Below are 13,636 nucleotides of genomic sequence, written 5' to 3'. Positions count from 1 at the left end.
AGGTGAGTCACGCCTCGATCACGAACACCCGCAGATCGTTGACGTTAGTCCCCGTCGGCCCAGTCTCGATCACCGCGTCGGATTCCTCGAGTGCCGGCAGCGCGTCGTTCTCCAGCAAAGCTGCCCGTCCGTGCTGTGGGTTCGAGAGCGTCTCGCCGTCGAAGAAATGATCACCGGGCGGACTGTTCTGGACGGACAAGCAGGTCATCGACTTCTGAGCGATCGGCAAACCAGACGTCGACTGCCAACAATGTCTTGTGATGATTCAGTCATTCACCTGCTATCCCGGAACCCTTAATACGCTATACATAGAACATGGATAGTGATGTCAACCGAGCACCGCCTCGCCGACGCTACCGATCCGGAAGCGACGGTCGGTAATCTTCTCACTTACGCGGAGTTGCTCAACACGCCGAAACTGGCGCGACTCTACGTCTACGTGCTCCGGAACGGCCCCGTCGCGATAGAGACCGTCAAAGACGATCTCGAGTTGCCACACTCGACGACCTACAAGTACGTCGGCGAACTCGAGGAGATGGGCGTCCTCACTCGCCACGAGGAGGCGACGCCGACGACGATCGAGGTCGAACCGATCCGACTGACGATGGAGACTGATCACGGCGATGTCGTGGTAAAACCCGTCCTCGTCGACGCGATCGCTCGACAGCATGACACCGAGGACATCCGCGTGTTCGTCGAGCGTCAGGGGATCCCGAAACTCGCCGCCGCGTTGCACTACACGCTGCACGTGATGGACGGCGACCTCACCCAGCGCACTGCCGCCAATAAACTCGATGTCCATCCGGTCGAGGGGATGACCGTGATCACTGCCCTTCAGGACGTCGTCGAGGCGGCCGAAGCCTACGATCCGTATCTGGACATTGGCGAGTGATGTCCGGGGAGCAGATTCCTCGCGGGAGTACCGCGGTCATCGACAGCAGCGTCCTCTTCGCGATGGGTGGGCCGTCGAACGTGAAATACCAGGCCTTCGAGCGGTTCGTGACAGTCCGAGATATCGAAGTTCGGATTCCCGACCACGTCGCCGAGGAACTCGGCGAGAGTCCGGACGCATACGCCTATCAGCGCGATCGCTTGCAGGCAGCCAGGAATGCCGGATAGCTCGAGCTTGGCGTCGTGGATTTCTCGAACCCGGACGTCTCCGACGTCGTCGATCGCACGCGAACGCGGATGGATCGCCTGTCGGACGACGACGTCACGGAAGACGAAATCGAGAAGGCGGATACCGTACTCGCAGGACTCGCATATCAGTACGCGACCGGGGAGTCGGACCACGTGGCCGTGCTAGTGAGCGATACACTGGCTGAACAGGCGATCGGTGACGTGCTGGACGCTTCAGGGGCCGGCGACGGGGTGACGGTGGTGGAGGGGCGAGAACTAGTAAACGAACTTGAGAACCAATCCGTCGACAAAAGATAAGTCGGCCGCTATCGACGGCTGTGCCTCGCCGATCTACGCTTCGATCACGAACACCCGCAGATCGTTGACGTTCGTCCCCGTCGGCCCGGTCTCGATCACGGCACCTGACTCTTCGAGCGCCGGCAGTGCGTCGTTCTCCAACAGCGCCGCCCGCCCGCGCTGTGGGTTCGACAGCGTCTCGCCGTCGACGATCGCACCCGCGACCTCGGTGCCGCCGTCCGCGCCGTCGGTGTCGACGCTGGCGCAGACGATCCCCTCCGGCTGTTCGACGGCGACCCGGAGCGCGAACTCCAGGTTGGGACCGCCGTCGCCGTTGCCCATCACCGTGACTGTGGTCTCGCCGCCCGACAGCAACACGGCCGGCGGTTCGACGGGCGTTCCGGTGGCCGCACACTCTTCGGCGATGGCGAGCCCCGAGAGCGCTGCCTCGGTCGCCTCCCCGCGAATCCGCGAGGAGAGGACCAACGGTTCGTAGCCGGCTTCCGCCGCGGCGTCGCGGGCCGCCGCGAGCGTCGTCCAGGCGTCGGCGAGGACGTGGTTGTCGACGTGGCCCAGCACCCCGGGATCAGCTGGCGTTTCCGCGCGCTCGCCGGCCGCGCCGGCTTCGAGGTGCTCGCGGACCACTGTGGGGACGTCCACGTCGTAGCGATCCAGGATTTCCAGAGCGTCCTCGTAGGTCGTCTCGTCGGGGGCGGTCGGCCCGCTGGCGATCACGCCGGGGTCGTCGCCGACAACGTCCGAGAACAGCAGGCCGACGACTGTCGCCGGGGCTGCTGCCCTGGCCAGCCCGCCGCCTTTGATCGCCGAGCAGTGTTTCCGGACGGCGTTGATCTCCTCGATCGACGCCCCGCTCTCGACGAGTTCCTCGGTGGTGGCCTGGAGGTCGACGAGCGTGATGTCGCCGGCGGGCAACGCCAGCAGCGCGCTCCCGCCGCCGGTGATCGGCGCGAGAACGAGCGTTCCCTCGCCCAGCCCCTGGGCCCGCTGGAAGACCCGCCGGGCCCCGTCCAGACTATCCGTGTCGGGAATCGGATGGCTTCCCGCGACTGTCTCGACGGTGTCAGTCGCAACTGGTTTCGTCGAGACGACGAGTCCACGGTCGATGTAGTCTTCGAGGTGACGTTCGAGTTCACGGGTGACTACGTCGGCGGCCTTCCCGCCGCCGAGGACGACCACCGAGTCGTAGGCCCCGAGGTCGTACTCGCTGCCGGCGACGGTCAGGACGCCTCCCTCGACCGAGAGTGCCTCCCGGAGGACCGCCTTCGGGGTCGATGCCTCGATCCCGGCCTCGATGCAAGACAGGGCGACGTCGTGGGCCGGCGTCGCCGCCAGCCGGTCGCGGTCGTCAATCATCGGCGAAGACCCGCTACGCGCTGGAACAAGCCGAAGGCGGCGTCGCGCCAGCGATCGGGAAGGTATCGCAACGCCAGGATCAACTTCGCGCCGTTGCCCACCGCATAGCGGGGATCGGGATCGGTCATCGCCGCGGCGTCGTAGATCACCGTTGCGACATCCTCGGGCGGGATCCCGAAGACGCCGTCGTACTCGATCGCCCGGCGATCGTCCTGGGCCTCGTAGATCCCGTCGTACGCGCCCGACTGTTCGAGACGCTCGCGGCTCGCGTCGGTCCGGTCGGCAAACGACGTCTCGACGACGCCCGGTTCGACGACGACCACGTCGACGCCGTGGGAATCGACCTCAGCTCGGAGGGAATCGCTCATCGCCTCCAGGGCGAACTTCGAGGCCGCGTAGGCTCCCATGCCAGGGACGGCGAGCCGACCCTGGAGGCTGGAGACGTTGACGATCGTCCCCTCCGCTTGTTCGCGCATGTGCGGCAGAACCGCTCGGATCAGGCGGTGCGGACCGTAGAGATTGACGTCAAACTGGTCCTGGAGGGCATCGGTCGGGACGTCCTCGATCGGGCCGAACTGACCGGTGCCCGCGTTGTTGACCAGACAGTCGATCCGGCCTTCTTCGTCGATGATCCGGTCGACGACCCGCTCGACGGCGCGGGCGTTGGTCACGTCGAGTTTGGCTGTTTCGGCCCCGGCGTCGGCGAGGTCGGCAATATCGTCGGTGTCACGGGCGGTCGCGTAGACCGTCCAGTCCTCTTCGAGAAAGCGTTCGGCGCTCGCCCGGCCGATGCCCGAGGAGCAGCCGGTAATGAGGGCGATGTGGTCTTCCATACCGACCGCGAGGAGCGGGGTGCAGTAAGCCCTGGCGGTCGATCAGCGGTGGTGTTTCGTTACGCGAGTCGTGGTTGAGAACAGCCGGAAAGCCCCGAGCGGCTCCGGTCGAAGCCCTCGCTGCGCTCCTCACTCCGTTGCGGTGTCCGCTCACGGGCCACAGGCCCGTTCGCGCGTGCCGAGGCGGCTCTGCCGCCTCGCGCCTAGCGTCGGCCGTCTTCCCGGAGCCACCCGCCCCTTTCAGTCCCACCCATGCCGGCCGACCAACCGGTCTCGGGTGGGACTGAAAGGGGCCGCGCTCTCAGCGTCCCCCGGCGTCCGCGGCTCTGCCGCGTGGCTCGGGAGAGCTTCGCTCTCCCGGTGACGCAAGCACCCACTGGAGCGCAGCGAGCGCGAGACGCGAACGGAGTGAGCGTCTCGGATCGCTCGAACGGGGAACGGAGTGAGCCGTGAGAGTCGCGGCAGCTGAGAGCGCGGGGGCTTTCTGGCTGTTGCAAGCGATTCTGGCTAATCGATACACGACCCGATCAGCGGTTCGGAGTTGTCGACCGTGTGGTCACGCCTCGCCGCCTTCGCGTTTCAGCCGATCTGCCTTGCGGTCGGCCAACCGCGTCGGCTCGGGCAGTTTGTACCCGGCCGCACACTGACTCACGAGGTCGGCGGTCGTCACCGCGCTCACGCGGTGGCCGGGGCTGACGTACAGCGGGTTGATCGACGTCGATCCCGACTGGTACTGGCGCGTCTGGACGGCATGACCGATGACGGTTCCGGGCTCAGCAGTCTCGACCCGTTCATCGGCCTCGATCGGGATGCGATCGCCCTCCGCCATGCGATCAGGAATTGGTTCGGCCGGCGTGCCACAGAGCAGGTTCTTGGCGACACCGATGGCGGGGACATCGACGGTCACACCGATGTGGGTCGCCAGGCCGGCTTCCCGAAAGTGGATGCGACCGCTCCCATCGACGACGAGCAGATCGGGCTCGACGGCAAGGTTCGACAGTGCCGCGAGGATCGCCCCGCCCTCGCGGAAACTCAGCAATCCCGGAATGTAGGGGATCTCGGTGTCGACGACCGCGTACGCCCGATCGACGACACGCCCGTCCTGTAGGGCGACGACGGCGCTGAGGGCTCGATCGCCATCGTCGAGAAACGCCTGATCGACACCCGCGACGATCGGGCCGTCGCCGGTGAGTCGGTGCTGATCGTCGTCCCCGAGATCGACTGGTGAATCGAATTCGATCGCCGAGGGATCGAAAGCGAAGCCGTCCTCGAAGAGGGCAACGTCGGCTATCTCACGCTGTAGCGCTTCCATCTCGTCGCGGGAGAGCGAAGGGTCGGGGACGTACTCGGGGCGGGAAACGTCCATCGCTCAGAACGGCCCGCGGCCACCCGGGCCGCCGGGGCCGCCCGGGCCGCCAGGGCCGCGACCGCCGCCGAGTTGGAGCTGGTTCGGGACCCGGATCCGATCGCGGACGTGCTGGCCGTAGGCGAGACCGATCGCGAGCCCGATCAGGTGAGCGGCGTTGGCAACGCCCTGGCCGCCCGCACCGAACATCCCGAGGACGTTCATCGCGACCAGGCCGATCGTCACCAGCCAGATCGGGACGGGAAAAATGAAGTACACGTACACTCGGAGACTGGGGTTGAGGATGGTCAAGACGCCCATGATCGCAATGGCTGCACCCGACGCGCCGACGACTCCACCAGGGAAGTACCCGACCGCCGCTGCGGACGGTAGACCCTGATAGAGTTGAATGAGGACCTGTCCAAGCCCGGCAAGCGCCCCGCTAGAGAGGAACAGGAGCGTGAAGTCCCGCGAGCCGATGTAGTCCTCGACTAGCCGTCCAAAGAAGAAGATCACGATACTGTTGAATGCAATGTGTGCGAATCCCCCGTGTGAAAGTACCGACGTGAACCACGTCCAGACGTATTCGGGATGCTGTGGAGCCAGGACGAAAATCGATCGATACAACTCCGAAGAAAGCGTTGCAACCTGAAGGTTGGGCGTCCCAATCGCCACGGTGGCAACGAGAAACTGAAAGAGAAAGGTAATCCACATCAGCCCGAGGAAGACGTAGGTCATGTTCCCGCGGAAGTACGCCAGCGGACCACCTGGCCCAGTGTCGATACCGATCCGTTCGAGGAGACCCTTCGACGAGCGGGACTGGTTGCCCGCCGAGACGCTGTCGTCGAACCCGCTGTCGAAGACCCCTTCCGGGTCACCCCAGTCGTCCAGTCCCGGACAGTCGTGGTTCTCCGGGAGGCGATGTTCCGAGCAGAACGTTCCCCCGCAGTGATTGCAGTGATACGGCATATTCATCTCCGTGCCGCACACGTCACAGGTCGTCATTGCCGGTGGGTAACGGACCCTGCGGCAAAGAGATTGTGCTTGCCCCGATTGCAGTCCTCTCCCACTCAAACCGCAGTTCGGAAGCCGGTTTGCCGCCAGTCACCTCCCCGCAAAACCACCTGGGCTGGCAAGGGCCAACGGGCACACCCGAATTAGTATCTATAACGTCCAGAAAAGAAAACAATTTAATGCGACACACAGCATTGTGCGTGTGAACAGATGGCACCTGATAGCAACGCGGACGGGGGGCGCAACGAGAAAGCAAAACGGGGAGCAACCGATACGGGGGGCGGGCGAGCGACGACGCGACGGCGTGCCCTCGCGCTGGCGGGGACTGGGCTGGTTTCCGGCCTGGTGGGAACCGCGCTCGGGGCCGATCACGACGCAGTCGTCTACGACACCAACGGTCAGTTCATCGCGGAAAACAGTGGACAGGAAGTCTATGCCGGGTACGATTACATCGACGCGATCCAGGCCGCCGTCGACAGTCTTACACCCGGTCGGAGGACGAAGGAAAAGGTCAGAGTCGACGCGACGGGGAGCACCGGCACCGCCTCGAGTCTCCGGGCAGTGGATCTGCCGAGTTACACCATTCTGGACATCCCCGGCTCGATCGACGTCAACGACACCGGGGAGCCGTGGGTCATCCCGGCCCGGGCACAGAACGCCGAGGAAGTCGAGATTCAGCGATTCAACGTCACGGGAAATCCACGCTATGGAATCCGGATCTCTCACTGCGACGGCGTGGTCATCGACGACGTCACGATGGACCTCTCGGGCGGGCTGGGCATCCGGATCGACGGCCGGAACGGGCCCGACACGACGAACGTCACGCTCAACAGCACCGAAATCACCGGTTCGGGGACCCACGCCGTCGAAACCTACGGCGTCGACGGGATCGACATCGGGACAGTCAGGGCAACGGACATCGATTCCGGTTGTGGATTGCTCTTGAACGATACGTCGAACGCGACGGTCGATTTCGTGGACGCGACGCGGTGTGACCAGGGTGGCGGCTACGCCGGCTTCCGGTGTGCGAACGACGCCGGGCCGAACATCACCGTCAACAGCGTCGACGCGACTGACTGTGGACGCGGCATCTTCACCGTGTCGGGCAGCAGCGGTATCGAGATCCACGACGTCACCCTCGACGGGAACGGTGGAAACCTGATTCAGGACACCCGGGAGACGGTCATCGACGGCGGCACGATCACCAACACGGGGAGTGCCGGGATCCGGCTGGATTCCCGCGACAGTGACACGCACCCCTACACCCGCAACGTCACCGTCCGGAACCTGACTATCCGGGACAACGCGGGCTACGGCGTCTACGAAACGGGGCCGGACACCGAAGGGAACGCGATCGTCAACAACGCCTTCTGTGACAACGGTTCGGGAGCCATCGAAACCTACGCGGGCAACACGACGGTCCGCGGAAACACGGACTGCGGTGGCGGTGGTACTGGTGGGGACAATGGCAGTGGTACTGGTGGGGATAGTGGCGGCGGCGAGGACAATGGCAGCGACAGTGCCGGCCCCGTCAGTGACGGCACTTACCAGATCACGAACGCAAACAGTGGCAAACTCCTGGAGGTCGCCAACGCTGGCACAGCCGACGGGGACAACGTCCGGCAGTACGGGGACACCGGCCATCCCTGTCAGCACTGGAACGTGACGGCCAACGGCGACGGGACCTACCGGCTCACGAACGCACACAGCGGCAAGCTTCTGGAGGTCGCCAACGCCGAGACGGCCGACGGCGCGAACGTCCGGCAGTACGGAGACACCGGCCACCCCTGCCAGGACTGGACCCTCGTCGACAACGGCGACGGTACGTACCGTCTGGAAAATGCGAACAGCGACTCGGTCGCGGATGTCGACGGTGCATCGACCGAGGACGGGGCGAACGTCCTGCAGTGGCCCTGGCACGGCGGCGACAATCAGCGCTGGACGTTCGAGGGTGTCTGACCGATGAACGAACTCGAAGGGGGGCCGAACCTGAACCGGCGAAGCGTGCTGAAAACGATCGGTACGGGAGCAGTCGGGGCCTGCACCCTGGCTCTGGGGGGTGCCGTGACGGCCGACGATAGCCCGGACCACTATCACAATCCAGTGGGTCCGGTCGGCTTCGGGGATGTCACCGCAATCCAGGCCGACGACGGGACCTATTACGTCTACGGGACGGAGACGCCCAACGACGTCGTCCCCATCGCCACGTCCAACGACCTCGTGAACTGGTCGTACGTCGGCGCCGCGCTACCGGACCACCCCGACTGGCGGGACGACCCCGACGCCGGCGTCTGGGCGCCCGACATCAACGACTACAACGGCCAGTACCACCTCTACTACTCCTACTCGGCCTGGGGGAGTCAGAACAATCCCGGTATCGGGCTGGCGACGTCCCCGACCCCCGAGGGCCCGTTCACCGACCAGGGCCCGGTGTTCCGCGCCGAGGACCTGGGGATGACCAACTGCATCGATCCGGAGTTTCGGGTCGTCGACGGGACGCCGTACATGGTGTGGGGGAGCTGGTACGGCATCCACGGCGTCGAACTCACCGGCGACGGCCGGGACTACGTTCCGGGAACGACATTTCACCTCGCCGGCGACCGGCGCGAAGGCGGGATGATCGTCGAGGCGAACGGCTACTACTACCTGTTCTACTCGACGGGCCACTGCTGTGAGGGTGCCGACAGCACCTACGCCGTCGAGGTGGGCCGATCGGAGTCGTTCACCGGGCCGTACGACAACCAGAACGGCACCGACCTGCGTGACCTGAACGAACACCACAGCGGCGTCTCGGTGTTGGCGGGCACGAGCCAGTTCATCGGCACCGGTCACAACACCGTAATTCGGGACGACGCCGGTGATTTGTGGATGCTCTACCACGTCGAGGCCACGGCCGACCTCGAGGAGCGCCAGCTGATGATCGACCGGATCCAGTGGGACGAGAACGACTGGCCGGTCGTCGCCTGTGACGGCACCCCGAGCAGCCAGAGCCCGATGCCGGCGAGCGGCGAATACCCGTGTGGCGTTGGCGGGGGCAACAGCGGTGGTTCCGACAGTGGCGACGACGGTACCGGCGGTGGCTCCGACAGTGGCGACGACGGTACCGGCGGTGGCTCCGACAGCACCGACGGCCCGGACAGCGGTGCCATCGACGAGGGTACCTACCGAATCACGAACGTTAACAGCGGCAAGCTGCTGGAAGTCGCCGTCGCCGGGACAGCCGACGGCGACAACGTCCGCCAGTACGGAGACACCGACCATCCCTGCCAGCAGTGGGAGGTCGCCGAGAACGCCGATGGGACCTACACCGTCACGAACGAAAACAGCGGCAAGCTCCTGGAGGTCGCGAATGCCGATACTGCCGACGGGGCCAACGTCCGCCAATATGCCGACACCGGCCATCCGTGTCAGGACTGGAGCCTCATCGACAACGGCGACGGCACGTATCGCCTAGAGAACGAAAACAGCGGCTCCGTGGCGGATGTCGACAGTGCATCAAGCGAGGACGGGGCAAACGTCCTGCAGTGGCCCTGGCACGGCGGCGACAATCAGCGGTGGCAGTTCGACGCGATCTGAGGCCGCGATCCACGCTACGGACGATCCGCTGGGACTCCAGCTGAACGTCCCAGCCGCCACGAGCGGGGGTTTTTGTCCGTCGGCCCCGGACGAACAGCCGTGCACGAGTACGAACGCAAACAGCTCCTCGAACGTGTCGGACGCGAGGGCGCGACCGTGGGCGCGACGATCCCCGACACGATCGAGATCGACGGCGAATCCCTCGATCTTTCGGCGTTCGTCTTCGAAACCAGACGCCAGGAGACCGTCCCGCCGGACCACCGCGAGCGGGTCGAGGCTGTCAAGACCAAACTCCGCCAGGAGCGGAATCGACGGATCGAACGGCTCGAATCGGGTGACGTGAGTTACGAACAGGGCGAGGACCTCGCCGATTCGATCGTGGGGATCGACCGGGCGCTGGAGGCGCTCGAATCCCTCGAATCCGGAGACATCGAGGCTGAGAAGCAAGCCGCCAGGACCGCCGATCGAAAGCGCTGGATGCAGTTCATCCAGCAGGCACTGGGTAAAGACGGCGAGTCGGGCGACCGGCGGGCGCGGGGTGGCCCATGACGAGCAACGCCGAACTCGCCGCTCGTCTCGAGGAATTCGCCGACCTGCTGGACGCCAAAGACGTCGAATACAAACCACGCGCCTATCGCCGGGCGGCCGAGAACGTCGCCGAATATCCCGGGGACGTGGTCGATCTCGCCGAAGACGGGGTCGAGGCAGTCCAGGAAATCGACCGCGTCGGCGAGGCGATCGCCGACAAGCTCGTCGAGTACGTCGAGACCGGCGCGATCGAGGAACTCGAGGATCTGCGGGCGGAACTCCCCGTCGAGATGGACGCGCTGACGAGCGTCGAGGGCGTCGGGCCGAAGACCGTCGGCACGCTCTATGAGGCACTCGGAATCCAAACCCTCGACGACCTGGAGGCGGCCGCCGAGGCGGGGGAGATCCAGAACGTCTCGGGGTTCGGGGCGAAGACAGAGCAGAACATCCTCGATGGGATCGACTTCGCCAGAGAAGCCCACGAACGCCAGTTGCTGGGCGAGGCCCGGCCGCGGGGCGAGCGCGTGCGCGAGTACCTACGAGCGGTGGAGGCCGTCCAGCAATGTGAACTCGGCGGGTCGCTTCGCCGCTGGAAACCGACGATCGGCGATGTGGATGCGCTGGTCGCAAGCACCGAGGGTCCGGCCGTGGTCGAAGCATTCACCGACTGGGACGGGGCCGACCGGGTGATCGAAGCCGGCGAGGGGAAGGCGAGCCTGCGCGCCGACGGCGTCCGGATCGACCTCAGGGTGGTCGATCCAGCCGAATTCGGCGCGGCGTTGCAGTACTTCACCGGAAGCAAGGACCACAACGTCGACCTGCGCAACCGGGCGATCGATCGGGATCTCAAACTCAACGAGTACGGCGTCTTCGACATTTCGGCTGTGGAGGGGGAAGTAGACGATCAGCGGGCTGGCGAGCGCGTCGCCGGCGAGTCAGAGGCCGAGGTCTACGAGGCGCTCGATCTCCCCTGGATCCCGCCGGAGTTACGTGAGAACCGCGGTGAAATCGCGGCCGCCGACGCGGGTGCGCTGCCCGAGTTGATCGAGACGGCCGAGATCCGCGGCGACCTCCACGTCCACACGGAATGGTCGGACGGCAACAACACGATCGAAGAGATGGCCGCGGCTGCCGCCGAACGGGGTGACGAGTACGTCTGCATCACCGATCACGCGACCGGGCCGGGCATGGTCGGCGGCGTCGGGCTCACCGACGACGAACTCCGCGAGCAGCGCGAGGCGATCGAGGCGGTTGAGGACGAACGCGACGATATCACGGTCCTGACGGGCGTCGAAGCAAATATCGATACCGACGGCGGAATCTCTGTCGGTGATAAGGTGCTCGAAACGCTGGATCTGGTCGTCGCCTCGCCACACGCCGGCCTCGACGGCGACGGAACCGACCGCCTGATCGAAGCCGCCCGCCACCCCGCAGTGGACGTGATCGGCCATCCGACGGGGCGACAGCTCAACCGCCGCCCCGGCCTCGACGTGGACGTTTCCGCCGTGGCCGAGGTGGCGGCCGAGCACGACACGGCGCTGGAGGTCAACGCCAACCCGCATCGGCTCGATCTCGAAGGGAGCCAGGTCAAGCGGGCGATCGACGCGGGGGCGACGATCGCGATCGACACCGACGCGCACCGACCTGAAGCTCTCGATTACCGGCGCTTTGGCGTCCACACCGCGCGGCGCGGTTGGGCGGAAGACGCAAACGTACTCAATGCTCGATCGGCTGCCGGCCTCCATGACTTTCTCGGGTGATTCTGTCCGGTCGTGGAGAGCGGTTCACTAGTGCCAGAAAGCAACAGCCGACAGGGCAGTTACGCTTCGTCGAGGATGTCCTGGGCGGACTCGATCGCGGCGCTGTTGGCGGCAAACGAGTCTTCCAGCGCAGGGTACAGCGACTCGTAGATCTCGTAGTACTCGTCGTAGACGCGAGTGTGCTGATCGATCGGTTCGACGCTGTCGACGATGTCGACCGCCTGTTCGGTTGCGTCCGCGACGTTGTCGTAGACGTCAGCGCCGACGCCGGCAAGCAGTGCCGACCCGTAGGCCGGCCCCTCGTCGACGTTCGGCGTCAGGATCTCCGCGTCGAAGATGTCAGCCTGGATCTGCTTCCACAGCGGGCTCTTCGCGCCGCCGCCGGCCGCCTTCAGCTGCCCGGTGTCGACACCGAGGTCGTCACGGACGATCCGGAAGGAGTCTCGCAGGCCGTAGGTGACACCCTCCAGGACCGACCGGACGACGTGGGATTTGTCGTGGCGGGTCGAAAGACCGAAGAAGGCACCCCGAGCGTCGGCGTCGCGGTGGGGCGTCCGTTCGCCGTTGAGATACGGGAGGAAGATGAGCCCCTCCGAACCGGGATCGACAGTCGCGGCCTCGTCGGTCAGCACCTCGAAGGCGTCCTTCCCGAGCTGGTCGGCGACGACCTCCTCGGGCCCGCCGAGCGTCTCGGAGAACCAGCTGAACGCGCCGCCCGCCGAGAGCATCACACCCATGACGTGCCACGTGTCGGGGACGGCATGACAGAACGTATGCACCCGTCCCTCGGGATCGGTCCGCTCGTCATCGGTCGCGACGAAGATGACGCCCGAGGTGCCGATCGAACCCCAGACGTCACCGTCCCCGACGACGCCCGAGCCGACGGCACCGGCCGCGTTGTCGCCGGCTCCCGCAACGACAGGGGTTCCAGCCGGCAGCCCCGTCCGCTCGGCGACGGCGTCCGTGACCGCGCCGGTGACCTCCGGGGACTCGTAGACCTCGGGGAGGAGGTCCCGCGAGATATCCAGTTCGTCGAGGATCTCGGGCGACCAGTCGCGCTCGCCGACGTCGAGCAGGAGCGTCCCGGAAGCGTCGCTGACGTCGGTGGCGAACGCCTCGGTCAGTTTATACCGGATGAAGTCCTTCGGGAGCAGGATGGACTCGGTCTGGTCGTAGACCTCGGGTTCGTGCTCCTGCACCCAGAGAATCTTCGGCGCGGTGAAGCCCTCGAACGGCGGGTTCGAGGCGAGTTCGATGATCCGATCCTCGCCGACGCGCTCCTCGATCTCGTCACACTGAGCCGACGTCCGCGTGTCGTTCCAGAGGATCGCCGGGCGCAGGACCTCGCCCTCCCCGTCGAGGAAGACCGAGCCGTGCATCTGGCCGGTGAGTCCCAGTGCCTCGACGTCTTCCGGATCGACGGCGGGGTCCTCGAGGACGGCCTCGATGCCGTCGAGGGTGGCCGCCCACCAGTCAGCCGGATCCTGTTCGGACCAGCCGACCTCGGGCTGGTACAGCGGGTACTCCTCGGTGTTTGTCGCGAGGACCTCCCCGTCGGCGTCGGCAACGAGGGTTTTCACGCCTGACGTCCCCAGGTCGAGTCCCATCAAAAGGCTCATAGTACGTCTGTGTACTCGCCATTTCTAGGGTTAAATGTTGCTGTTCTTCGCGTCGCGATGCCAACGCGGAGAGGAACGGCGACAGCGCGACGGGTGACAGGACAACACAAATCGGCGGTCGAACCCGGCGGAAAATGTCGATTCGGACGGGGAATGCGAAGCTATCGACGC

General features: G+C 65.6%; 13 protein-coding genes. 7 read left to right on the top strand and 6 right to left on the bottom strand.

The window, feature by feature from the left end:
* Positions 1–7 precede the first annotated feature (7 nt).
* Complete coding sequence (locus HUTA_RS15365) at positions 8–208, bottom strand: MOFRL family protein (protein ID WP_049941339.1); 201 nt, start codon at positions 206–208, stop codon at positions 8–10.
* Between the two features lie 117 nt (positions 209–325).
* On the opposite strand from HUTA_RS15365, the gene HUTA_RS12055 reads away from it, so the two are divergent.
* Genes HUTA_RS12055 through HUTA_RS12045 form a run of 3 tightly spaced genes read left to right on the top strand, consistent with a single transcriptional unit; the run spans position 326 to position 1,437 of the window.
* Complete coding sequence (locus HUTA_RS12055; protein ID WP_015790187.1) at positions 326–892, top strand: DUF7437 domain-containing protein; 567 nt, start codon at positions 326–328, stop codon at positions 890–892.
* Positions 892–1,119 carry a hypothetical protein gene (locus HUTA_RS12050; RefSeq protein ID WP_049941337.1) on the top strand — a complete coding sequence of 76 codons (228 nt, stop codon included), beginning with the start codon at positions 892–894 and terminating at the stop codon, positions 1,117–1,119. The genes HUTA_RS12055 and HUTA_RS12050 overlap by 1 nt, the downstream gene beginning before the upstream one ends.
* A 15-nt stretch (positions 1,120–1,134) precedes the next feature.
* Positions 1,135–1,437 (top strand): hypothetical protein, encoded by a 303-nt coding sequence (locus tag HUTA_RS12045; RefSeq protein ID WP_049941336.1) that lies wholly within the window; start codon positions 1,135–1,137, stop codon positions 1,435–1,437.
* Positions 1,438–1,470: 33 nt separating this feature from the next.
* On the opposite strand, the gene HUTA_RS12040 is transcribed toward HUTA_RS12045, so the two are convergent.
* From HUTA_RS12040 to HUTA_RS12025, 4 genes are all read right to left on the bottom strand, one after another.
* Positions 1,471–2,790: a glycerate kinase type-2 family protein gene (locus tag HUTA_RS12040; RefSeq protein ID WP_015790186.1), complete on the bottom strand. Its 1,320-nt coding sequence runs from the start codon at positions 2,788–2,790 to the stop codon at positions 1,471–1,473.
* Entirely contained in the window at positions 2,787–3,623 is an 837-nt protein-coding gene (locus HUTA_RS12035; protein ID WP_015790185.1) for an SDR family oxidoreductase, read from the bottom strand. Before HUTA_RS12035 ends, HUTA_RS12040 begins: the two co-directional genes overlap by 4 nt.
* 556 nt (positions 3,624–4,179) lie before the next feature.
* Positions 4,180–4,989: an endonuclease V gene (locus HUTA_RS12030; protein ID WP_015790184.1), complete on the bottom strand. Its 810-nt coding sequence runs from the start codon at positions 4,987–4,989 to the stop codon at positions 4,180–4,182.
* Positions 4,990–4,992: 3 nt separating this feature from the next.
* On the bottom strand, positions 4,993–5,973 hold the full coding sequence (locus tag HUTA_RS12025) for a rhomboid family intramembrane serine protease (RefSeq protein ID WP_015790183.1): 981 nt from the start codon (positions 5,971–5,973) through the stop codon (positions 4,993–4,995).
* A gap of 219 nt (positions 5,974–6,192) precedes the next feature.
* Between HUTA_RS12025 and HUTA_RS12020 the strand changes: the two genes are divergently transcribed.
* From HUTA_RS12020 to polX, 4 genes are all read left to right on the top strand, one after another.
* Entirely contained in the window at positions 6,193–7,941 is a 1,749-nt protein-coding gene (locus HUTA_RS12020) for an RICIN domain-containing protein (protein ID WP_015790182.1), read from the top strand.
* A gap of 3 nt (positions 7,942–7,944) precedes the next feature.
* A complete protein-coding gene (locus HUTA_RS15955; protein ID WP_015790181.1) occupies positions 7,945–9,558 on the top strand; it encodes a family 43 glycosylhydrolase in 1,614 nt (537 codons plus the stop codon).
* Between the two features lie 99 nt (positions 9,559–9,657).
* A complete protein-coding gene (locus HUTA_RS12010; RefSeq protein WP_015790180.1) occupies positions 9,658–10,107 on the top strand; it encodes a DUF5788 family protein in 450 nt (149 codons plus the stop codon).
* The gene (gene polX, locus HUTA_RS12005; RefSeq protein ID WP_015790179.1) at positions 10,104–11,846 is read left to right on the top strand and encodes a DNA polymerase/3'-5' exonuclease PolX; all 1,743 of its coding nucleotides are present in this window, start codon (positions 10,104–10,106) and stop codon (positions 11,844–11,846) included. Before HUTA_RS12010 ends, polX begins: the two co-directional genes overlap by 4 nt.
* A 59-nt stretch (positions 11,847–11,905) precedes the next feature.
* On the opposite strand, the gene xylB is transcribed toward polX, so the two are convergent.
* Complete coding sequence (xylB, locus tag HUTA_RS12000) at positions 11,906–13,465, bottom strand: xylulokinase (protein ID WP_049941335.1); 1,560 nt, start codon at positions 13,463–13,465, stop codon at positions 11,906–11,908.
* Positions 13,466–13,636: the final 171 nt, after the last annotated feature.

The organism is Halorhabdus utahensis DSM 12940 (assembly GCF_000023945.1).
Classification (GTDB): Archaea; Halobacteriota; Halobacteria; order Halobacteriales; family Haloarculaceae; genus Halorhabdus; species Halorhabdus utahensis.
This window is presented reverse-complemented; position numbering and strand designations above follow the sequence as displayed.